This is a genomic window from Methylobacterium radiodurans (genome assembly GCF_003173735.1).
GTDB classification, from domain to species: domain Bacteria; phylum Pseudomonadota; class Alphaproteobacteria; order Rhizobiales; family Beijerinckiaceae; genus Methylobacterium; species Methylobacterium radiodurans.
In genome coordinates, this window is record NZ_CP029551.1 from 325573 (window position 1) to 347070 (window position 21498).

The 21498-nt window shown below is 73.8% G+C and carries 17 protein-coding genes; 12 read left to right on the forward strand and 5 right to left on the reverse strand.

The window, feature by feature from the left end:
- Nucleotides 1–111 precede the first annotated feature (111 nt).
- The 3 genes from DK427_RS01410 to DK427_RS01420 all read left to right on the forward strand — a co-directional run bounded on the left by DK427_RS01410 (nucleotide 112) and on the right by DK427_RS01420 (nucleotide 1185).
- Complete coding sequence (locus DK427_RS01410) at nucleotides 112–561, forward strand: GNAT family N-acetyltransferase (protein ID WP_109949704.1); 450 nt, start codon at nucleotides 112–114, stop codon at nucleotides 559–561.
- Nucleotides 562–631: 70 nt separating this feature from the next.
- Nucleotides 632–865: a hypothetical protein gene (locus tag DK427_RS01415; RefSeq protein WP_204165246.1), complete on the forward strand. Its 234-nt coding sequence runs from the start codon at nucleotides 632–634 to the stop codon at nucleotides 863–865.
- A gap of 65 nt (nucleotides 866–930) precedes the next feature.
- A complete protein-coding gene (locus DK427_RS01420; RefSeq protein ID WP_109949705.1) occupies nucleotides 931–1185 on the forward strand; it encodes a hypothetical protein in 255 nt (84 codons plus the stop codon).
- Between the two features lie 15 nt (nucleotides 1186–1200).
- Here DK427_RS01420 and ruvB read toward each other — a convergent pair whose 3' ends face one another.
- The 3 genes from ruvB to DK427_RS01435 form a co-directional block, all read right to left on the reverse strand.
- A complete protein-coding gene (gene ruvB, locus DK427_RS01425) occupies nucleotides 1201–2256 on the reverse strand; it encodes a Holliday junction branch migration DNA helicase RuvB (protein WP_425452523.1) in 1056 nt (351 codons plus the stop codon).
- A complete protein-coding gene (locus tag DK427_RS01430) occupies nucleotides 2246–2488 on the reverse strand; it encodes a DUF6894 family protein (RefSeq protein WP_109949706.1) in 243 nt (80 codons plus the stop codon). The genes ruvB and DK427_RS01430 overlap by 11 nt, the downstream gene beginning before the upstream one ends.
- A gap of 162 nt (nucleotides 2489–2650) precedes the next feature.
- On the reverse strand, nucleotides 2651–5314 hold the full coding sequence (locus DK427_RS01435) for an ABC transporter ATP-binding protein (RefSeq protein ID WP_109949707.1): 2664 nt from the start codon (nucleotides 5312–5314) through the stop codon (nucleotides 2651–2653).
- 120 nt (nucleotides 5315–5434) lie between these two features.
- Between DK427_RS01435 and DK427_RS01440 the strand changes: the two genes are divergently transcribed.
- The 9 genes from DK427_RS01440 (at nucleotide 5435) to DK427_RS01480 (ending at nucleotide 18787) form a co-directional block, all read left to right on the forward strand.
- The gene (locus DK427_RS01440) at nucleotides 5435–6673 is read left to right on the forward strand and encodes a glycosyltransferase family protein (RefSeq protein ID WP_245930754.1); all 1239 of its coding nucleotides are present in this window, start codon (nucleotides 5435–5437) and stop codon (nucleotides 6671–6673) included.
- Complete coding sequence (locus tag DK427_RS01445) at nucleotides 6670–8007, forward strand: glycosyltransferase family 4 protein (protein WP_109949708.1); 1338 nt, start codon at nucleotides 6670–6672, stop codon at nucleotides 8005–8007. The genes DK427_RS01440 and DK427_RS01445 overlap by 4 nt, the downstream gene beginning before the upstream one ends.
- Entirely contained in the window at nucleotides 7995–10109 is a 2115-nt protein-coding gene (locus tag DK427_RS01450; protein ID WP_109949709.1) for a glycosyltransferase, read from the forward strand. Before DK427_RS01445 ends, DK427_RS01450 begins: the two co-directional genes overlap by 13 nt.
- The gene (locus DK427_RS01455) at nucleotides 10106–11935 is read left to right on the forward strand and encodes an ABC transporter ATP-binding protein (protein ID WP_204165247.1); all 1830 of its coding nucleotides are present in this window, start codon (nucleotides 10106–10108) and stop codon (nucleotides 11933–11935) included. Before DK427_RS01450 ends, DK427_RS01455 begins: the two co-directional genes overlap by 4 nt.
- Nucleotides 11935–12804: a hypothetical protein gene (locus DK427_RS01460; protein ID WP_109949710.1), complete on the forward strand. Its 870-nt coding sequence runs from the start codon at nucleotides 11935–11937 to the stop codon at nucleotides 12802–12804. Before DK427_RS01455 ends, DK427_RS01460 begins: the two co-directional genes overlap by 1 nt.
- A 191-nt stretch (nucleotides 12805–12995) precedes the next feature.
- Entirely contained in the window at nucleotides 12996–14912 is a 1917-nt protein-coding gene (locus tag DK427_RS01465) for an ABC transporter substrate-binding protein (RefSeq protein WP_425452588.1), read from the forward strand.
- Between the two features lie 277 nt (nucleotides 14913–15189).
- Nucleotides 15190–16206, forward strand: a complete 1017-nt coding sequence (locus DK427_RS01470) for an ABC transporter permease (RefSeq protein ID WP_109949712.1) — start codon at nucleotides 15190–15192, stop codon at nucleotides 16204–16206.
- Complete coding sequence (locus DK427_RS01475) at nucleotides 16206–17336, forward strand: ABC transporter permease (protein ID WP_109949713.1); 1131 nt, start codon at nucleotides 16206–16208, stop codon at nucleotides 17334–17336. Before DK427_RS01470 ends, DK427_RS01475 begins: the two co-directional genes overlap by 1 nt.
- Before the next feature lie 104 nt (nucleotides 17337–17440).
- Complete coding sequence (locus tag DK427_RS01480; protein ID WP_109949714.1) at nucleotides 17441–18787, forward strand: nucleotide sugar dehydrogenase; 1347 nt, start codon at nucleotides 17441–17443, stop codon at nucleotides 18785–18787.
- Between the two features lie 35 nt (nucleotides 18788–18822).
- Here DK427_RS01480 and DK427_RS01485 read toward each other — a convergent pair whose 3' ends face one another.
- Both DK427_RS01485 and DK427_RS01490 read right to left on the reverse strand, forming a co-directional pair.
- Nucleotides 18823–20094, reverse strand: coding sequence for a lytic murein transglycosylase (locus DK427_RS01485; protein WP_245930756.1), 1272 nt, complete (start codon nucleotides 20092–20094; stop codon nucleotides 18823–18825).
- Nucleotides 20095–20117: 23 nt separating this feature from the next.
- Nucleotides 20118–21452, reverse strand: coding sequence for a pentapeptide repeat-containing protein (locus DK427_RS01490; RefSeq protein ID WP_109949716.1), 1335 nt, complete (start codon nucleotides 21450–21452; stop codon nucleotides 20118–20120).
- Between the last annotated feature and the right edge of the window lie 46 nt (nucleotides 21453–21498).

The following is a 21498-nucleotide window of genomic DNA, read 5'->3' on the forward strand; positions in this document are numbered from 1 at the left end:
CGGTGCGTCCCCGAAGGCCGCGCGGCCTTCGGGGGAGCCTCGGGAGCCCCGCCGCTTGACCCGGCCGGGCCTTTCCGCCCAACGAGGGCGCCCCGCCCCCGGAGCGCCGATGTGAGCAACCGCTACGGCCTGGAGATCCGCTCGGCCGGCCCGGCCGACGCGGCCGGGCTATCCGATCTGCTGGGCGCCTGCGGCCTCGCGATCGCGCCGCGCGCGCTCGCCGAGCGGATCGAGGCGCTGCGGCAGGACCGTGGCAGCGCGCTCCTGGCCCTCGCCTGGGGGCCTCCGAGCGGGCTCATCGTTCTGCACTGGCACGCGACGCTGGTGGACGCGCACCCGGTCGCGGCGGTCAGCACCCTGGCGGTCGCGCCCGAGGAACGCCGCCAGGGCATCGGGCGCCTGCTGCTCAAGGCCGGCGCGCAGGCGGCGCGCGCCGCCGGCTGCGGCGTGCTGCATCTCGATGCCGGGCCGGAGGCCGCGAGTCTGCGCGGCTTCTGCGCGGCGACGGGCTTCGCGGAGACGGCCGCCCGCTACGAGCGCCCGCTGCGCAAGCGGAACTGACGGGTTGCTGTCAGGCTGCGGCATCGCGGCCCGGGGCCGAACCGGCGGGCCGCCCGGCCGTTCTCGCACCATGTCCGAGCCCAATCCCGATCCGATCGTCGAGGCCCGCCACCGCGAGTTGGCCGTCGAGCACCTGCTCTTCGGCACGATCCGCCACCTCGCCGAGCGCGATCCCGCCCTCCTCGACGCGCTGGAGGGCAGCCTCGACCACCTCTGGGACAAGGCCGACGACGCGAGCCGCGACGACGCGGCGGTGCGCGGGGTCGCCCAACGCTTCATCCGCAGCCTGCGGCGCGAGCGTTGAGGCGGGTAGGCTCGATCGCGTAGAGCGGGCACTCGCGTCCGGGATCTCCCTCATGGATCGCCCCCATGGCCCTCAAGACGACCTTCGTCGTGCAGACCTTCGTGATGAAGCGCAATCGCCTGAGCCCGGGCGATCGCGAGGTCACGGGCACGGAGAGCGGAGCGCTCAAGAAAGCGCAGGCCATGGCCGGGCGTCTGCCCGGCACCGCGGCCCTGCGGGTGGTCGCCGACGACGAGACCGGCGAGGTCGAGAGCATCGCGATCCTGGAGAGCTTCGGCGCGGTGCCCGACGATTTCGCCGACAGCCTCGTGGGCGGGTAGGCGCCTCGCGCCGGATCAGGCCTCCGCCGGCTCCAGATCCATCTCGGCGCGCGGCACCGGCAGCCCCATGTGCTGGAAGGCCCGGGCGGTGAGGACGCGGCCGCGAGGGGTGCGCTGCACGAAGCCCTGCTGGATCAGGTAGGGCTCGATGATGTCCTCGATCGCGTCGCGCGGCTCGGAGAGCGCGGCGGCGATCGTCTCGATGCCCACCGGCCCGCCCCCGAACGAGCCCGCGATCAGGCTCAGGTACTTGCGGTCCATCACGTCGAGGCCGATCGCGTCCACGTCGAGGAGTTGCAGCGCCCGGTCGGCGAGGGCGCGCGTCACCACCGGCTCCTCGGCCACCACCGCGAAGTCGCGCACCCGCCGCAGCAGCCGGCCCGCGATCCGCGGCGTGCCGCGTGCCCGCCGGGCGATCTCGTTGGCGCCCTCCGCCGACATGCCGAGCCCCAGGACCCGCGCGCCCCGCTCCACGATCAGCTGCAGCTCGTCCACATCGTAGAAGGCCAGCCGGATCGGGATGCCGAAGCGGTCGCGCAACGGCGTGGTGAGCAGGCCCGCCCGGGTGGTGGCGCCGACAAGCGTGAACTTCGGCAGGTCGATCTTGACCGAGCGGGCGGCCGGCCCCTCGCCGATGATCAGGTCGAGCTGGTAGTCCTCCATGGCCGGGTAGAGGATCTCCTCCACCGCCGGGTTGAGGCGGTGGATCTCGTCGATGAACAGGACGTCGCGCTCGTCGAGGTTGGTGAGCTGTGCGGCCAGATCGCCGGCCTTGGCGATGACGGGGCCGGAGGTGGAGCGGAAGTTCACGCCGAGCTCGCGGGCGACGATCTGGGCGAGGGTTGTCTTGCCGAGGCCGGGGGGCCCGACGAAGAGCACGTGGTCGAGGGCCTGGCCGGTCTTGCGGGCGGCCTCGATGAAGATCTGCATGTTGGCCCGCGCCGCCCGCTGGCCGACGAACTCCGCCAGCGACAGAGGACGGATGCTCTGCTCCGGGTCGCCCGCCCGCGCCTCCGGCGTCAGCAGCGACCGCGTCAGATGCTTCGGCGTCACGGCGTGGTCAGGCTGCAAGCGCCCGCTCCTCGCCGCCCGGGAAGGGCTGGAGCAGGACGCGGCGGCCCTTGAGGTCGTGCACCGTGACCCGCCACTCCGACCAGTCGGTGCGGGCGTCGAGATCGCGCATCACGTCCCGGGCCACGCGCCGCGCCCGGTCGACCAGGCGGCCCGGCGCCCGGACCTCCGCGCCCTTGGCGTCGAACACGCACTCGTAGCCGTTGGTGCAGTGAAAGCGGTAGCGGGCCATCGCGCATCCTCTCTCGATCCGTGCCGTTCCGGAGCAGCCTCCGGATGTATGTTCACCATATGTTCTTACCCCTGTCCAGGGCCAGGGGCGTGCGGCGCGGCGCGTTGTCCGGGGCTCATCGGGGTCGCGCTCGGTCGGCGCGGACGCGGAGCCGGCCTCCTTTCACGTCACGGTCGCAGGACGCGCCTGCCGGGCCTCCCCGGCGCGGGCGACGGTGACGCTTTCGGGCAGGCACGCCGCCTCGCCGGGCCCCGCGACGGCCAGGAGACTCGTCTCCGCGAAATCGGGCTCGAGCGCCGCGACGAGCCGCCCCAGCCCGCCGTCGAGCGGGGCGGCCGCGCCGTCCACCAGCAGGATGTCGGGCCGGCGCAGCAGGGCGCGCACGAGGTCGACCGCGGCCTGCTGCCGGGCCGTGAGGTGGCGGCCGCGGTTGCCCACAGCGAATTCAAGGCCGCGGCGGCGGATGCCGGCCTCCAGGTCGAAGGCCTGGACGGCAGCGCGCACCTGCTGCTGGATCTCGACCTCGCCGTGCATGCGCGCCACGTCGATGCGGCCGAACAGCAGGTTGTCGAGCACGGAGGCGAGCGGGTTGATCCGGGCGGGGTCGTAGGGCTCGATCCCGTGCCCGTCGGGCCCCTGCAGGGCGTCCTGCACGAAGACGCGGGCCGCGACGATGCGGGTCTGCAGCGCCGACGTGAGCAGGCCAAGGCGCTGGCGCGGCTCGATATAGGGAAGCGTGAGCGCCAGGAAGGTCTCGTTGTCCGCCTGGGTGAGGCGCCCGTCGCTCCGGATGCCGGCGAGCCGGCGCGTGAGATCGGGCAGCTCGTCGGGGTCGATCAGCGAGAAGCGCCGGAATAGGGAGTGGCCGGGCGGAAGGTCGCGGAAGATCTCGATCAGGTTGCGGGCGAGGCGCACGCCGGCCGCCGCGAGGTCGTCGAGGAGCCCGGCGCGGGCGAGCGCGGCGCGGAAGCGCGGATCGGCGGCGAGCGCCGGGCCCTTCAGGCGGGGGTCGCGCGGCACGCCGAACAGCAGGTTCTCGGCCACCGTCGCCTGCGGGTTGTAGCTGCCCCGGGAGAACGGGATCACGAGCCCGGCCATGCCCGCCTCCGCGAAGTGCCGGCGCAGATAGGCGCGGGCCTGGATCAGACGCTCGCCCGCCGGGGTCTCGTGGGTGACGGAACTCAGCGCCTGCAGGCCGAAGCGGTAGAGGTCGTCCTCCATGCCGAGCCGCCCGAGCAGGTCGAGCAGGCGCGCGTCGAGGGCGGCGGCGTCGGCCAAGCCGAGCGCCGCGCAGTCGATCCAGGGATCGTCCACCGTCTCGACCGGGTTGCCGGTGCGCAGGGCCTCGGCGAGGGAGCGGTCCCGGCGGCCGAGCCGCCGCTGGAGCACGCCCGGCCGCGCCCGCCAGCGCAGACCGTAGAGCAGGTTGTCGCGCAGCGAGCCCGGGAACAGCACCGGCACCGGGCCGCAATAGGCGATCCGCCGGGCGCGCGCCTCGGCCGGCAGCGCCAGGAGATCCTGGCCACCCACCCGCAGGATGCCCGACTGGGGCGGGACGAGGCCGGCGATCGCCTGGGCGAGCTGGCGCGCGAGCCCGCTGCCGGGCGAGACCAGCGCGACCCGCGCCGGCAGGGGCAGCGTGAGATCCGCCACCTCGATGCCCCGCCCTCCCTGGGGATCGCGCAGGGACAGACCTTCGACGGTGAGCGGGCCGGCGAGGCGGGGCGGCTCCCCCTCCATCGACGGCTCGGCCGGGCGCAGGCGGTGGGGCGCGAAATGGGCCGCCACGGTCTCGTACTTCACCTCGACGTCGAGGCGCTGCTGGTCCCAGTCGATCAGCTCCTTCAAGGGCGGCGGCAGGTCGCGGTAGGCCGCGAGCACCGCGACGAGCTGCCCGATGTCGAGCTCGCCCTTGAGCGCGAACAGGCCGCCGATCGCGTAGAACAGGAACGGCGTGACCTGGGCCAGCAGGTTGTTCAGGTACTTGACCGCGAATTTCCGCCGGTAGATCCGCAGGCGCAGGTCGTAGAGGCCGTGGAGCCGGCCGCCGATCTCGGCCCGCTCCCAGCGGCCGGCGCCGTTGGCGGTCACCGTCTCCAGACCCTCCAGCACCTCGCCGACCCGGCCCGCGAAGTTGCGCGAGGCGAGCTGGCGGCGCCGGCTCAACCGGATGATCTCGCGCCGCAGCCGCGGGATCACCACCATCTGCACGCCCACCATCCCGCCCGCGACCAGCCCGAGCCAGACGTTCTGCATCAGGATGAAGGCCAGCGCGGTCGCGGCCTGGGTGCCGAGGAAGACCGGCACCACGATCGCGTCGCCGATGAAGGAGCCGATCGGTTCGACCTCGTCGCGGATGATGGTCGCGGTCTCGGAGGCCTTCACCTCCCCTTGCGCCTCGGGGTTGAAGCGCAGCATCAGCGAGAAGAGCTGGAAGCGCAGCCGCCGCAGCATGCGCTCGCCGAGCACGCCCTTCTGCAGATTGATCCAGAACTTGAACGCGCCGTTGATCAGCACGAGAGTGAGGAACAGGCCGGAGAGGCCCAGCAGCAGCTCGGTCCGCCCGAGCGCGAAGCCGGAGAAGAGCTGGCTCTCCCCGCCGCCGAGCCAGCGCGGCCAGTGCACGGTGAGGTCGAGGAAGGGGGCGGTGCTGTTGCCCCGCTCGAACGCCTTGCCCGTGATGGCGTCGTTGACGATGCGCCGGGGCAGATCGAGCGAGGCGAAGTAGAACGGCAGCGAGGCGAGGACGACGATGCAGATCGCGAGCTGGTCGCGCCGCGAGTAGCGCCAGATGTACCCGAACAGCTTCGGCTCCAACGCGCGCATCGCCACCTGTCCGGACCGGGTCCCATCTCGCGCGGCGCGGACGCACCGACGCGGTTGCATTTGGCACATCGGCACAGGGTGTGCGAACAGGCTCGCGCGCTCCGGCTGGGGAGACACCCGTTGATCGCGTCGCGTCCATCACCGGTAGGACTCACCCCCGAGCGCCCGTGCCGGGTGCTGATCTACAGCCACGACACCTTCGGCCTCGGCCACCTGCGCCGCGCGCGCACCATCGCGGCGGCGATCGTGCAGGGCGGCGTAGCGCAGGCCGTCATCGTCTCGGGCTCGCCCGTTCTCGACCGCTTCGCCCCGACGCCGGGCGTCTCGACGGTGGCAGTGCCACCGGTGACGAAACGGCCGGACGGCGCCTATGCCAGCCTCGACCCGGCGATCCCGCTGGAGGAGACGGTCGCGGCGCGCCGGGCGATCATCCTCCGGACCTTCGACGCGTTCCGGCCGCACCTCGTCCTCGTAGACAAGGAGCCGGCCGGCTTCCACGGCGAGATGCTGCCGGTGCTGGAGCGCGCCGCGGAGCGCGGCTGCCGTCCGGTGCTCGGCCTGCGCGACGTGCTCGACGATCCCGCGTGGCTCGCGGCCGAATGGGCGCGCAAGGGCGCGGGCGCGGTCTTGGAGCGCTTCTACGACGAGGTCTGGGTCTACGGGGTGCCGCGCCTGCACCGGCCGCTGGCGGGGCTCGGCCTCGTGCCCGAGGTCGAGGAACGCCTGATCTATACCGGCTACCTGCGCCGCGCCCTGCCGCGGCCGGACCCCGCCCGGCGCGAGCCGGCGCTCGCGGACGGACCGTTCCTGCTCGTCACCCCGGGCGGGGGCGGCGACGGCGCGGCTCTGATCGACTGGGTGATCGCCGCCTACGAAACCGATCCCGGCATCCCGCTGCCGGCGCTCGTCGCCTTCGGCCCCTTCCTCGACGCGTCCGTGCGGGCGGACTTCCTGGCGCGGATCGGCCGGCTGCCCGGGCGGCTCGCGGCGATCACCTTCGACGCGCAGATCGAGTTCCTGATCGGCAAGGCCGCGGGCGTGGTGGCGATGGGCGGCTACAACACGTTCTGCGAGATCCTCTCCTTCGACCGGCCGGCGCTTCTGGTGCCGCGCACCGAGCCCCGGCGCGAGCAGGAGATCCGGGCGCGCTCGGCCGAGACGCTCGGGCTGGTGCGGGTGCTCGCGCAGGCCGGGGGCCGGACGCCGGAGCGGATGGCCGCGGCGCTCCGCACCCTGCCGGACCAGCCGCCCCCCTCGCGGGTCGTGCTCCCGGGTCTGCTCGACGGGCTCGGCGTCGTGGCAGACCGGGTGCGGGCGCTCTCCGCCGGCCGGCCGCTCTCCGTCGCGGAGGCCCTGTGAGCGCGCCGCGCATCGCCGTGGTGGTGAAGGGCTACCCGCGCCTGTCGGAGACCTTCATCGCGCAGGAATTGCTGGCGCTGGAGGCGCGCGGCCTGCCGCTCGCGATCTGGTCGCTGCGCCGCCCGACCGACCGGGACCGCCACCCGATGCACGCACGCATCGCCGCGCCGGTCGCCTACCTGCCCGAGTACCTGCGCGACGCGCCGCTCCGGGTGCTCGCCGGCCTTGGCCGGGCGCTCCGCCGGCCGCGCTTTCCCGCCCTGCTCGCCCTGTTCCTGCGCGACCTCGCGCGCGATCCCAGCGCCTCGCGCCTGCGCCGGCTGGGGCAGGCCCTGGTGCTGGCCCGCGAGCTGCCGGAGAGCGTGACGCATATCCACGTCCACTTCCTGCACACGCCGGCCAGCGTCGCCCGCTACGCCGCCCGGCTGACCGGCCGGGGCTGGAGCTTCTCGGCGCATGCCAAGGACATCTGGACCACGCCGGACTGGGAGTTGCGGGAGAAGCTCGGCGATGCCGCCTGGGGGGTGACCTGCACGCGGGACGGGCTGCGGCGGCTGGAGGAACTGGCATCCTCCTCCCGCGCTCTGCCTCCCCTCGCTGCGGGAGAAGATGAAGGGAGAGCGTCGCGCCTCGCGCTCGCCTATCACGGCCTCGACCTCGGCCGCTTCCCCGGCCCGCCCCCCGCCCGCCCGCCGCGCGACGGCTCCGATCCGGCCGATCCGCTGCGCCTGCTATGCGTCGGCCGCCTGGTCGCCAAGAAGGGCCACGACGACCTCCTCGATGCCCTGGCGGCGCTGCCCGCCGGCCTGCACTGGCATCTGACCTTGATCGGCGGCGGCGAGATGCGGGCCGCGACCGAGGCGCGGGCGGCGGCACTCGGCCTCGGCCAGCGGGTCGCGTTCCGAGGGGCGCGGGCCCAGCCCGCGGTGATCGCGGCGATGCGCGAGGCCGATCTCTTCGTACTGCCGACCAAGCCCGCTCCCGGCGGCGACCGGGACGGGCTGCCGAACGTGCTGATGGAGGCGGCGAGCCAGGACCTGCCGATCCTCGCGACGGCGTTTGCCGGCACGCCGGAATTCATCGCCTCCGGCACGCACGGGCTCCTCGTCCCCCCCGGCGACCCAGCGGCTCTGGCCGAGGCGCTGGCGCGGCTCGCCCGCGACCCGGCGCTGCGCCGCCGCCTCGCCGGGGCCGCGCGGACGCGCCTTGTCGCCGACTTCGCCCTCGACCCCGGCATCGACCTGATCGCGGCGCGGCTCGCCGCCAGCGCGGGACTCGGAGCCCTGCCGGCGGCCGCTCCCCACCCCGCCGGGGCCTGCGCATGCGCGTCCTGATCGCCGTCACGCACCTTCTCGGCGCCGGGCATCTCACCCGGGCGGCGGCGCTCGCCCGCGCCTTCGCGGCGGCCGGGCACGACGTGGTCCTGGCGAGCGGGGGCGCGCCCGCGCCGCTGGTGCGGCTCGCGGGCGTGCGCCTCGTCCAGTTGCCGCCGCTCCACGTGCGCGGAACCGCCTTCTCAGACCTGCGCGACGCGGACGGGCAGCCGGCCGACGCCGCGCTCCTCGACCGGCGCCGGTCGATGCTCCTGGGCGCGCTGGCGGAGAGCGCGCCCGACGTGCTGATCACCGAGCTGTTCCCCTTCGGCCGGCGGGCGCTGGCGGGCGAGTTCCTGGCGCTGGTCGAGGCGGCCCGCGCCAGGGCCGCGCGCCCGCTGGTCCTCGCCTCGATCCGCGACATCCTGGTGGCGCCGGAGAAGCCCGGGCGGGTCGCCGAGACGCATGCCCGGGTCGCTGCCCTCTACGACGCGGTGCTGGTCCATGCCGACCCGGCTCTCGCGCCCCTCGACGCCTCCTGGCCGGTCGATACCGGGCTGGCGCCGCGCCTGCGCTACACCGGCTACGTGGACGAGGGCGGCGCGGTCCCCGAGGCTGCCGAGCGCGCCGGCATCCTGGTCTCAGCCGGGTCGAGCGCGGCGGGGCTCGGGATGCTCGCCGCCGCGGCCGAAGCGGCCCGGCGCCGGCCGGATCTCGGCTGGCGCATCCTCGTCGGGCACGGTGTGCCGGAGGCGGATTTCTCCGCGCTCGGGGCCGGGCTTCCTCCCGGCACTGTGGAGCGGGCGCGGCCCGATTACCGGGCGCTGCTGGCCAGGGCGGCGCTGGCGGTGAGCCAGTGCGGCTACAACACCGCGGTCGATCTCCTGGCCACGGGCACGCCCGCGGTGCTCGTCCCCTTCGAGGCCGGCCGCGAGACCGAGCAGCGCCTGCGCGCGGAGCGCTTCGCGGAGCGCGGGCTGGCCCGGGTGCTGGCCGAGGCCGGTCTCGACGCCGACGCGCTGCTGCGGACGATCGCGGAGGCACCCCGCGCACCTCTGCCGCCGCACGGACTGGCGCTCGACGGGGCGGGGCGGACGGTCGCGCTGGTAGAGGCGATGGTGCGGGATCGAGCGAGCGCGGCGCCTTCCCAGATCCTCCCTCCCCCCTCGGCGGGGGAGGGTGGCCCCTGCGTCAGCAGGGGTCGGGAGTGGGAACCCCGGCTCCCGGAGAAGGCGCGGCCTTCATACAGGGCACAGCCTGAACCTGAGGCTGGGTTCCCCTCTCCCCCCCTGCTTCGCAGGGTACCCTCCCCCGCAGAGGGGGGAGGGAGAGCCGCGCTCGACCGTCTGCGCGCCGCCCTCGACCGTCACGCAGAGACCCACCCGCCCGTGCCCGTCTGGTGGCGGGACGACGACGCGGTCGCGGCCACGCCCGCGCTCGACCGGCTGCTCGCTCTGGGTCAAGCCTGCGCCGCCCCGATCCTCCTGGCGGCGATCCCGGCGCACCTCGCGCCCTCGCTCGGTCGCCGCCTCGACGGCGTGCCGGGGGTGCGCCTCGCCGTCCACGGCCTCGCCCACGCGAACCACGCGCCGGCCGGCGAGAAGCCCGCCGAGTTCGGCCCGCACCGCCCGCTGGCCGCGCTGATCTCCGATGCCCGCGAGGGCCTGCGCCGCGCCGGGGAGCATCTCCCGGCGACCGCCCTGCTGCCGGTCTTCGTGCCACCCTGGAACCGGATCGCGCCCGACCTCGCCGCCGCGCTGCCGGATCTCGGCTACGCCGGCCTCTCCGCCGCCACGCCGCGGCAGGCACCGCCCGAACAGGCCGATCTCGTCCGCGCCGACATCCACATCGACCCGATCGACTGGCGCGGCACCCGCTCGCTCACCGACCCGGAGCGCCTCGTGGACGACCTCGTCGCCCGGCTCGATACCGGCGGCCCGGTCGGCATCCTCACCCACCACCTCGCCCACGACGGGTCGCTCTGGGCCTTCCTCGAAGCGCTGCTGCCGCTCCTCGTCCGCCACCCGGCCGTGACGGTTCTGGATCCACGACACCTGTTCGCCCGCGCGCCCGTGGACGCGGGCGCCGCGCCGTGGTCTCGTCGGGGCGCGAGGGCATCGTGACGCCGCTTCTCTCGATCCGCGACCTGAAGGTCGCCTTCCGCACCGAATCCGGGCCGTTCGAGGCGCTGCACGGCCTCTCGCTGGACGTGATGCGCGGGCGCACCCTCGCCCTCGTGGGGGAGTCGGGCTCCGGCAAGTCGGTGACGGCGCAGGCTGTCTTGCGCATTCTCCCCCGCGCCGCCGCGATCGCGGGCGGCCGGATCCTGTTCGAGGGGCAGGACCTCGCGGCGCTCCCGCCCGACGGGCCGCAGATGCGGGCGGTGCGGGGCAAGCGCATCGCCATGATCTTCCAGGAGCCGATGACCTGCCTGTCGCCGCTCCACACGGTCGGCGACCAGATCGGCGAGGCCCTGCGCGTCCATACCGGCGCCTCCGCCCGCGAGGCCGCCGCCCGCACCCGGGAGGCGCTGGCCCATGTGGGCTTCCCCGATCCCGAACGGGCGCTTCGCACCTACCCGTTCGAATTGTCGGGGGGCCTGCGCCAGCGCGCGATGATCGCGATGGCGATCATCCTGAAGCCGGCGCTCCTCATCGCCGACGAGCCGACCACCGCGCTCGACGTCACCACCCAGGCCCAGATCCTGGCGCTGCTCGCCCGCCTCCAGGAGGAGGACGGCATGGGGATCCTGCTGATCACCCACGATCTCGGCGTGGTCGCCAACATGGCCCACGACGTGGCGGTGCTCTATCGCGGGCGTCTGGTCGAATCCGGCCCGCGCGAGGCGGTGATGCGGGCGCCCGGCCACGCCTACCTGCGGGCGCTCCTCCACGCGGTGCCGCGCTTCGACATGGCCCCGGGCGAGCGCCTCACGCCGATACGCCCGGCTCGCGCGGCGATTCCCCCGGCCCGCCCGCCGGCGCGCGCCGCCGGCCCGATCCTGCGGGTCGAGGGCGTCTCGAAGACCTTCACTCTTCGGGCCGGCCGGTTCTGGGACAAGCCCCGGCAGGTGCGCGCCGTCGCGGACGTGTCGCTCGCCCTGGAGCCGGGCCGGACGCTCGGGCTCGTGGGCGAGTCGGGCTCCGGCAAGACCACCGTCTCGAAGATGATCATGCGGGCGCTGAAGCCAGATGCCGGCCGCGTCCTGTTCGACGACGGCACCGGCCCCCGGGACGTGCAGGCGCTCCGGGACGCGGCGCTCTTCGCCTACCGGCGGCAGGTGCAGTTCGTGTTCCAGGACCCCTATGCCTCGCTCGACCCGCGGCTCAGCGTGCGCCAGATCCTCTCCGAGCCGATGGAGATCCACGGCGTGCCGGCCCCACGGCGCCGGGCGCGCGCCCGCGAGCTCCTGGCGATGGTCGGGCTGGAGGCTGATGCGCTCTCGCGCTTCCCGCACGCCTTCTCGGGCGGCCAGCGCCAGCGCATCGGCATCGCCCGGGCGCTGGCGCTGGAGCCGCGGCTCCTCGTCCTCGACGAGCCGGTCTCGGCCCTCGACGTCTCGGTCCAGGCGCAGGTGCTCAACCTCCTGAAGGACCTCCAAGGGGCGCTGGGCCTGAGCTACCTCATCGTCTCCCACAATCTCGCGGTGATCGACTACATGGCCGACACGATCAGCGTGATGGCCCGCGGGCGCATCGTCGAGGAGGCGCCGCGCGCCGTCCTGTTCCGCAACCCTGCCCATCCCTACACCCGGGCGCTGCTCGCCGCGGTGCCGGACCCGAGCCTCGATCACCCGCTTGATTTCGCGGCGGTGACGGGCGACCATTCCGACCCCGCCCGCTGGCCCGAGCCCTACCGCCTCGGCCCCGACGAGGCCGGCGCGATGGTCGAGGTCGAGCCCGGCCACCGCGTTCGCCGCAGCGCCGCATCCGCAAGGCGGGCCGCGTGATGGCGCGCCTTATGGAACGCCTGCGCCGGCGCTGGATCGGCCCGCTCTTCGACCGGCTCGGCTACGACCTCGTGCCGGCGACGCCCGACTGGACCCACCGCCCGGTCTCGCCCCACGAGGTCGCGCAGCTCCTCGACAACGCCGCCGCGCAGCTCGTCCAGGATCTGGCGGCGGCCGGCATTCCCTGCCGGCACGACGTGCGGGCGCTCGTCCAAGAGTTCTGGGACCTGATCCCGCGCGCGCCCGTGCGGCAGCGGCGGGGCGGCTCCGGCTTCAACGGGGCGCTCCAGCTCTTCGTGCTGATGCGGGCGCTGGAGCCCGATTGCGTGATCGAATCGGGCGTGTTCCGCGGGCTGACCACCTGGGTGATCCGGCAGGCGCGGCCCGAGGCGCGGATCTTCTGCCGCGACCCCGATCTCTCCGGTCTGCAGTACCGCGACCCGGGGGCGACCTACTGCACGCAGGACTGGTCGACGGCCGATTGGTCGGCGCTCGACCCAGCCCGCACGGTGGCGTTCTTCGACGACCACGTCGCCCAGGCGCGCCGGGTGGTCGAGGCGCGCGGGCGCGGCCTCACCCGCCTCGTCTTCGACGACGACGCGGCCGGCCACCGGATCCACACCCATGGCGGACCCGCGCACCCGACCATCGCGATGGTGCGGGCACTGCACGAGACCGAGAGCCGCTCCGAGCCGATCCGCTGGCAGCGCAACGGCCGCGTCTTCGAGCAGCCGGCCGACGATCCCTTGGTGCGCAAGGCCGCCCGCCTGATCGCCCGCGCCCACGCCTTCGACGACTTGCACGCGGCGACGGGGTACTCGCCCGCGCGGCTGACCTACGTGCAGCTGCATCCGGAGGTGGGCGGATGAGCGAATCGACCACGGGCGCTCTCCCACCCGCCTCTGCCGGGGAGGGTGGCCCCTGCGTGACCAGGGGTCGGTCGGGACGAAGTCCCGCAGAGAGGGGAACCCAGCTCCTGGAGAAGGCGCGGCCTTCATGCAGGGCACGGCCCTCTTCTGCACCGTCGCTCCCCTCTTGCGGGACTTCGTCCCGGTCCCCCCTGCTTCGCAGGGTACCCTCCCCCGCAGAGGGGGGAGGGAGATCAGGCGTCTCTCGCCGCGCCCTCCTGGTGGGTCTCGGCGCGCTGTTCCTCGCCCCGCGCCCCGCCCGCGCCGAGGAGCCACTCGAAGCCCCCCTCGTCGTGGACCTCGCCGCCCGCGGCCGGCGCGTCGGCCAGGCCGGCGGCGCGATCCGCACGCTGATCGCGAAGGCGCGCGACGTGCGCTACCTCTCGGTCTACGGCTACACCCGCCTCGTCGGCTACGATTCCGACCTGAACCTGCAACCCGACGTGCTGGAGAGCGTCACCGTCGAGGAGGGCCGCTTCACCCTGCGGTTGCGCGCGGGCCACCGCTGGTCGGACGGCCATCCCTTCACCGCCGAGGACTTCCGCTACTACTGGGAGGATGTGGCCAACAACCGCGATCTCAGCCCCGGCGGGCCGCCCGACTTCCTGATCGTCGAGGGCAAGCCCCCCGCGGTGAGCTTCCCCGACGACCGCACGGTGGTCTACGCCTGGGAGCGGCCGAACCCGCGCTTCCTGCCCGCGCTCGCCGCCCCGCGCGACCCGCTGATCTACCGGCCGGCCCACTACCTGAAGCCGTTCCACCCGCGCTACGCCGGCCGCGAGGCGGCGGAGGCCGCCGCGAAGGCCGAGAAGCTGCGCGGCTGGGCGGCGCTCCACAACCGGCTCGACGACAATTTCGAGCTGAACAACCCGGACTGCCCGACGCTGCAGGGCTGGCGGCCCCGCACCCGGGCGCCGGCCACCCGCTTCGTGTTCGAGCGCAACCCGCACTACCACCGGGTGGACACGGCCGGCACGCGGCTGCCCTACCTCGACACGATCCTGATGGACGTGGCCTCGACCGGGCTGCTCGTCGCCAAGACCAACGCGGGCGAGGCGGACCTGATGTTCCGCGGGCTCGCGATGAACGACATCCCGAGCCTGCGCGAGGGCGAGCGGGCGCACGGCTACCGCACCCATCTCTGGCCGGTGGCGCGCGGCTCCGAGATCGCGCTCTACCCGAACCTCACCACCCTCGATCCGGTCTGGCGCCGGCTCAACCGCGACCTGCGCTACCGCCGCGCCCTGTCGCACGCGATCGACCGGCGCACGCTCAACAACACCCTGCTGTTCGGGCTGGGCACCGAGGGCAACGACACGGTGGTGCCGGAGAGCCCGCTGTTCCGGCCCGAGATGCGGACCCTCAACGCGGCCTACGACCCGGCGGAGGCCACGCGCCTCCTCGACGCGATCGGGCTGACGGGGCGGGACGGCTCCGGCATCCGCCTGATGCCGGACGGGCGCCCGCTCGAGATCGTGGTCGAGAGCGACGGCGAGGCCGGCCTGATCCTCGACGGGCTGATGCTGATCGGCGAGTTCTGGCGAGAAGTGGGCATCCGGCTCGTGGTGAAGCCGCAGGAGCGGACGAACCTGCGCCGTCGCTCCATGGCGGGAATGACCGTGATGGTGGCGGCCCAAGGGCTCGACCTCGCGGTGCCGACCGCGATCATGCCGCCGACGGGCCTGAGCCCCGCGCAACCCGACCACTATGCCTGGCCGCGCTGGAGCCTGAACCTGGAGAGCCGGGGCGCCAGCGGCGAGCCCTGCGACGTCCCCGAGGTCGAGCGCCTGATCGCGCTGGATCGGGACTGGCGGATGACCACCGACCCCGCGCGGCAGGGCACGATCTGGCGCGAGATGCTGATGAACCACGCGGAGAACCAGTGGGTGATCGGCACAGTGGCGGGGGCGCTCCAGCCGGTGGTGGCGTCCACCCGCCTCGCCAACCTGCCGGACCGGGCGCTGTATTCCTGGGAGCCGACCGCGCTGATCGGCGTGCAGCGGCTGGACGAGGTTTTTTGGGACAAGGCGGCGGAGCGGAACGCGGCGGTCGGCGGGGGGCGGGGATGATGGCGGTGAGCCATGTTCTCCGACGCTGCCGGTCCGCATCCCCTCTCCCCGCGCGTGGGGAGAGGGGCGAGCCCCCCCTGTCGGGGGTGAGCCGAGCGATCGATCCCGCAGGGATCGACGCGGGGATGAGGGGGCTTTTCCGGACGAGGCTTCTTCGGACAAGCCCCCTCACCACCGCCTGCCGGCTCGCTCAGCCGACGACAGGGTCGGCTGAGCCCTCTCCCCGCGCGCGGAGAGAGGGGATCTGCACCGATCACAGTGCCCCCCGGAGCACCCCGTGACCGGCCTCGTCCTCCGCCGCCTCGTCACGATGGCGCTGACGCTCCTGCTGATCTCGGCGCTCGTCTTCTTCGTGATCAAGCTGCCGCCAGGCGACTACCTCTCGAACCGCATCGCGGAACTCCGCGCGGGCGGCGAGGCAGCCTCGATCGCCAAGGCCGAGCTGCTGATCCGCCAGTACGGGCTCGATAAGCCGGTCTGGCAGCAATACCTGATGTGGGTCGGGCTGATGCCCGGGCCCGCCGGGTTCTCGGGCCTGCTCCAGGGCGACTGGGGCTGGTCCTTCGAGTACGATCGGCCGGTGGCCCAGGTCGTCGGGGACGCGCTCTGGCTCACGCTCGTCGTGAACCTCGCCGCCCTCGTCTTCGTCCACGCGGTCTCGATCCCGATCGCGATCTACTCGGCGACGCACCGGCACTCGCTGGGCGACGCGGTGGTGACCGTGCTTGGCTATGTCGGTCTCGCCGTACCGGGCTTCCTGCTCGCGCTGATCCTCTTGTTCTACGCCAACCGCTGGTTCGGCCTGTCGATCGGCGGGCTCTACGACGCGGGCTTCACCGGCAGGCCCTGGGAGGGGGCCAAGATCCGCTCGCTGCTGGCCCATCTCGTGGTGCCGACGCTGGTCATCGGCCTCGGCGGCACCGCCGCGATGATCCGGCGGATGCGCGCCAACCTCTTGGACGAGCTCGCCAAGCCCTACACGGTCACGGCGCGGGCCAAGGGCCTGCCGCCGATGCGGGCGCTCCTCAAGTACCCGTTCCGGATGTCGCTGAACCCGTTCGTGGCCGATATCGGCAACCTGCTGCCCCACCTCGTCTCGGGCTCGGTGCTGGTCTCGCTGGTGATGAGCCTGCCGACGGTCGGCCCGCTGCTGCTGGACGCGCTGCGCACCCAGGACCAGTTCATGGCGGGCTTCATCCTGATGTTCGTGGCGGCGCTGACGCTGGTCGGCATGCTGATCTCCGACCTCGTGCTGGTCTGGCTCGACCCGCGCATCCGCCTCGGCGCGCGCTGATGGCGGCCCACTACGTCGATCCGGCCCCGTTCGACCCGGATGCCGGCCGCGAGGGCGACCGCGACGCGCCCTCGGCGCGCCGCCTGTTCGTGCGCAAGTTCCTGCGCCACCGGCTCGCCGTGGTCTCCGGGCTGATCCTGCTCGCCCTCTACGCCAGCGTGCCCTTCGTCGAGTGGCTCGCCCCCTACGGGCAGGCCACGCGCAACGGCGACTTCCTGCACGCGCCGCCGCAGGGGCTGCACCTGTTCCACGAGGGCCGGTTCGTCGGGCCCTTCACCTACCCGTACCGGGCCGAGCTCGACCTCGAGACCTTCCGGCGCAACTACGTGGTGGACGAGAGCCGCCCGCAACCCGTGCGCTTCCTCTGCCGCGGCGACGGCTATCTCTGGCTCGGGCTGATCCCGGGCGAGCACCACCTCGTCTGCCCGCCGGAGGGCGGCACCCTGTTCCTCCTCGGCACCGACCGGCTCGGGCGCGACATCCTCTCGCGCATGATCTACGGCACGCGCATCTCGCTGGTGATCGGGCTCGTGGGCGTGGCGATCTCCTTCGCGCTGGGGCTTCTGTTCGGCGGGCTCGCCGGCTATTTCGGCGGCGTGATGGACGCCGCCATCCAGCGCCTGATCGAGCTGGTGCGATCATTGCCCGAGCTGCCGCTCTGGCTCGCGCTCTCGGCGGCTTTGCCGCCTAACTGGAGCCCACTCTGGGTATTCTTCGGGATCACGATCATCCTCGGTCTACTCGACTGGCCGGGCCTTGCGCGGGCGGTGCGCGGCAAGCTGCTGGCGCTCCGCGAGGAGGACTTCGTCGCCGCCGCCGAGCTGATGGGCGCCTCGCCGACGCGCGTGATCGCCCGGCACCTGATCCCGAACTTCATGAGCCACCTGATCGCCTCGGCAACGCTCTCGATCCCCGGCATGATCCTGGGCGAGACGGCCCTGTCCTTCTTAGGTCTTGGCCTGCGCCCCCCGGTGACGAGCTGGGGCGTGCTCCTCAACGAGGCCCAGAACCTCGCCGCCGTCCAGCTCTATCCCTGGCTGCTCGTGCCGGTGCTGCCGGTGCTCGTCACGGTGCTGGCCTTCAACTTCCTGGGCGACGGCCTGCGCGACGCGGCAGATCCGTACCATTGAGGCCGTATGGGTTTGATCACCGCGGATACTGGGGCTCCCCCCTCTCCCCGCGCACGGGGAGAGAGGATCCACGGCGCCTGAAGCGATCGACCGGAAACCGCAAGATGGACAACCTCGCCCAAGACCCCGCGGACGCCCTGGCCCGCCGCATCGCCGAGCGCACGGCCGTCGTCGGCGTGATCGGCCTCGGCTATGTCGGGCTGCCGCTGGCGCTCGCCGCCGTGCGGGCGGGCTTTTCCGTGATCGGCTTCGACATCAACCCGGACCGGGTGGCGCGGATCAACGCCGGCGAGCCGGTGATCAGCCATCTCGACACCGCGGGGATGCGCGCCGCGCTGGCTACCGGCCGCTTCCGGGCCAGCACCGAGATGGACGAGCTGGGCACAAGCGACGCCATCCTGATCTGCGTGCCGACGCCGCTGACGCCGCAGCGCGAGCCGGACCTCTCCTACATCCGGGCGACCGCCGCCGACATCGCCCGCACGCTCCGGCCGGGGCAGCTCGTGGTGCTCGAATCGACCACCTGGCCCGGCACCACCGAGGAGGTGCTGAAGCCGATCCTGGAGGCGACGGGCCTGACCAGCGGGCGCGAGATCTTCCTCGCCTTCTCGCCGGAGCGGGAGGACCCGGGCAACCGCACCCACACGCTCTCCACCGTGCCGAAGGTGGTGGGCGGCGACGGCGCCCGGGCGCGCGACCTCGCCGACGCGCTCTACGGCGCGATCGTGGCCCGCACCGTGCCGGTCTCGTCGACCGCCACCGCCGAGGCCGTGAAGCTCACCGAGAACATCTTCCGCGCCGTCAACATCGCCCTCGTGAACGAGCTGAAGGTCGTCTACGACGCGATGGGCATCGACGTCTGGGAGGTGATCGAGGCGGCGGCCAGCAAGCCCTTCGGCTACATGCCGTTCTGGCCGGGCCCGGGCCTCGGCGGCCACTGCATCCCGATCGACCCGTTCTACCTCACCTGGAAGGCGCGGGAATTCGACGTCGCCACCCGCTTCATCGAGCTCGCCGGCGAGGTGAACCGGGGGATGCCGCGCTACGTGGTCGAGCGGCTGGCGCTGGCCCTCGACCGGCAGCGCGGCCGGCCGCTCGGCGGCGCGCAGATCCTGCTGATCGGCGTCGCCTACAAGCGCGACCTCGACGACATGCGCGAGAGCCCGGCGCTGAAGCTGATCGCGCTTCTGGAGGAGCGGGGCGCGGGCATCGCCTACCACGACCCCCTCGTCCCCGAGATTCCGCCGAGCCGCGCCCATCCGGGGCTCGCGGGACGCCGCTCCGTGGCGCTGACCCCGGAGGCGCTCCGGGCCTGCGACGCGGCGCTCGTCGTCACCGACCATGACGGGATCGACTACGCGCTGATCGCCGCCGAGGCGCCGCTGGTGGTCGACACGCGCAACGCGCTCGCCCGGCACGGGCAGACGGGCGAGCACATCGTGAAGGCATGAGGTGTCTCACCTCCCCCTCTGCGGGGGAAAGGCGCTCAGCGCTCCGCCCGGATCCGCTCCAGTAGGGCCGGGTCGGCGTAGCCGTCCGGCGGCAGGCCGGCCGCCGCCTGCCAGGCGCGCAAAGCCGCCCGCGTCCGCGGTCCGATCTTGCCGTCGGCGGCTCCCGCCGCATGGCCACGCTCGGCGAGCCGCGTCTGCAGGTCGCGGATCTCGGAGACCGTGAGCGCGCGGTCGCTGCGGGGCCAGTCGCGCGAAAAGCCCGGCTCGCCGCGGAGGCGGTCGGCGAGATGGCCCACGGTGAGCGCGTAGGCGAGCGCCGTGTTGTAGCGCAGGATCGCCCGAAAGTTCGGCCGCAGCAGGAAAGCCGGCCCCCGCGCGCCGGCCGGCAGGATCAGGACCGCCTGCGCCTGCGCCTCCGCGTCCGCGAAGCGCTCGCCCCGGGCCGGGCGCAGGCCGAGGCCGGCCCAGTCCTTGAGGCTGCGCTCGCTGGTCTCGTCGGCGAGCGCGTAGTCGAACCCGTCCGGCAGGGCGACCTCCTGGCCCCAGGTCTCGCCGGGTCGCCAGCCGGACGCGCGCAGGTACTGCGCCGTCGAGGCCAGCGCGTCGGGGGCCGAGCGCCAGATGTCGCGCCGCCCGTCCCCGTCGAAATCGACCGCGTGGGCGAGGTAGACGCTCGGCATGAACTGGGTGTGGCCCATCGCGCCGGCCCAGGACCCGAGGAGCGGGTCGGGCCCGCCGCCGGACTCCGCGATCCGCAGGGCGGCGACCAGCTCGTCGCGCCAGTAGCCGGCGCGGGTGCCGTCGCCGCAGGCGAGGGTAGCCAGCGCGCGCAGCACCGGGGCCTCGCCCATCCCGCCGCCGTAGTTCGACTCGACGCCCCAGAAGGCCGCCAGGATGTGGCGGTCCACGCCGGAGCGCTCCTCGATCGCCGCGAAGGTCGGCGCGAGGTCGCGCAGGCGCGCCTGCCCCTCCGCGACCCGCGTCTCGGTGACGGCGGCGTCGATGTAGGCCCAGATCGGCCGCACGAACTCGGCCTGCGTGCCCGTCGCCGCGAGGATCGCCGGATCGGGCGCGAGCCCGTCGAGCCGGGCGGCGACCCGGGCCGGATCGAGCCCCGCCGCCCGCGCCCGCGCGTCGATCTCGGCACGGCAGGCGGCGGGCAGCCGGTCCGCGAGTTCGGCCGCGGCCGGCGGCGCCGGCTCGGCGGGTGCCTGGGCAACGGCCGGGCAGGGAGCGAGCGCGAGGAGCGCCGCGGCGATGCCCGCGCCGCCCATCCGTCCGCCCGAGTGCCGAATCCTGCCACGCATGGCGCGCCCTCCCGTGCCGCTCCTCAGCGCCGCAGCCGGTTGCCCAGCACGAAGCCGAACAGGCCCATCAGGATGATGCCGGCCGCGCCCTGGACGCCGACCAGCAAGTTGGCGATGCGGCCCGTGGGCTTGATGCCGATCTCGGGCGGGTTCGCCGTCATCATGTTGAGGGCGCTGTAACTCATCAGGTCGAGGGGGTTGTAGGTCGCCCGGCCCTCGCCCTCCAGGATCATGCCGCCGGTCAGACCGTAGAGCACGCCGAAGACCAGGATCACGATGGCGAAGGCGCGGGCGATACGCGACAGGCTCTCGCCGTAATCGCAGAGCCACTCCACGAAGCGGTCGGCCACCCAGCGATAGCCGTGTTGCAGGAGGGCGCGAGGCGCGCGGGCCTTCCAGGCGGCGCGGGCCTGGACGCCGGCCTGCATCCGGCCCATCCGGCGTCCGCGCTTGTAGGCCCAGCTCGCCGCGTCCTGGCTGCCGATGCTGCGCCAGTTCTGCTCCAGGGCGAGGTAGCTCGCCTGTGCGGCCTCGTAGACCCCCGCCACCTCCTCGCCTACCGCGCCGCCGAGCTGATCGACGCGCATCCGCGTGCCGGTGACGAAGGCGCCCGCGAAGCGAGCGTGGGTCAGCCGGCAGGTGGCGAGATTGAGCCGCACGAGGCTCGTGTCGGAGAAGTCCGCTCCCGAGAGGTCGGCCCCGTCGAGCTTGACCCCGGAGAGGTTCGCGCCCCGCAGGCGCGAGCCGACGAGGCGCGCCTTGGTCAGGCTGGCACCCTCGAAGTCCGAGTGGGTGAGATTGACGTCCGAGAGGTTGGCCTCGTCGAGACGGGCCCGGCGGAAGGTGGTGTAGTCGGCGTCCGCCCCTGTGAAGTTGGCGCCCCAGAGGTCGGCGCCTGAAAAATCCGCCCCGTCGAGGAGCGCCTTGCGGAAATTGGCGAAGCGCATGGCGGCCTCGCCGAAGCGGGCATCCTCCAGCATGGCGTCGGCGAAGCCGACCTGGCCGGCGACCGCAGCGCGAAAGCCCGCGCCGCTGAGGTCGGCGCCCGTGCAGTCGGCTTCCTCCAGGTTCGCCCCGTCGAAGCGGGCCGAGCGGCCGACGACCCCGCCGAGCCGCGCGCGGTGCAGGTTGGCGCCGGAGAGATCGGCCGCCTCCAGCTTGGCCGCCGTGAGGTCGCGCCCGGCAAGCGCGAGACCGCCCCATCCGGCATCCCACCAGGGCGCGGGGGCAGCCGGATCGACCCGCGGCGCCAGCGCTTCGCGCCCGAGCGTGGCGCGGGTGAGGTCGAGGCCCGGCGCGCCCGCGCCGATCTGGTCGAGGAGCGCGCCGAGGCGTCCGTCCGGTGCGGTTTCGGTCATCGGTGCGAGGCCGTGGGGATCCGGAGCGAGGGCCCGCGCGCGGGCG

Excerpts from the sequence above, each read along its gene's own strand:
- DK427_RS01415 (WP_204165246.1), top strand. The coding sequence starts at position 632 with ATGTCCGAGCCCAATCCCGATCCGATCGTCGAGGCCCGCCACCGCGAG.
- DK427_RS01420 (WP_109949705.1), top strand. The coding sequence starts at position 931 with ATGGCCCTCAAGACGACCTTCGTCGTGCAGACCTTCGTGATGAAGCGC.
- DK427_RS01430 (WP_109949706.1), bottom strand. The coding sequence starts at position 2,488 with ATGGCCCGCTACCGCTTTCACTGCACCAACGGCTACGAGTGCGTGTTC.
- DK427_RS01435 (WP_109949707.1), bottom strand. The coding sequence starts at position 5,314 with ATGCGCGCGTTGGAGCCGAAGCTGTTCGGGTACATCTGGCGCTACTCG.
- DK427_RS01450 (WP_109949709.1), top strand. The coding sequence starts at position 7,995 with ATGCGCGTCCTGATCGCCGTCACGCACCTTCTCGGCGCCGGGCATCTC.
- DK427_RS01460 (WP_109949710.1), top strand. The coding sequence starts at position 11,935 with ATGGCGCGCCTTATGGAACGCCTGCGCCGGCGCTGGATCGGCCCGCTC.
- DK427_RS01475 (WP_109949713.1), top strand. The coding sequence starts at position 16,206 with ATGGCGGCCCACTACGTCGATCCGGCCCCGTTCGACCCGGATGCCGGC.
- DK427_RS01480 (WP_109949714.1), top strand. The coding sequence starts at position 17,441 with ATGGACAACCTCGCCCAAGACCCCGCGGACGCCCTGGCCCGCCGCATC.
- DK427_RS01485 (WP_245930756.1), bottom strand. The coding sequence starts at position 20,094 with ATGCGTGGCAGGATTCGGCACTCGGGCGGACGGATGGGCGGCGCGGGC.
- DK427_RS01490 (WP_109949716.1), bottom strand. The coding sequence starts at position 21,452 with ATGACCGAAACCGCACCGGACGGACGCCTCGGCGCGCTCCTCGACCAG.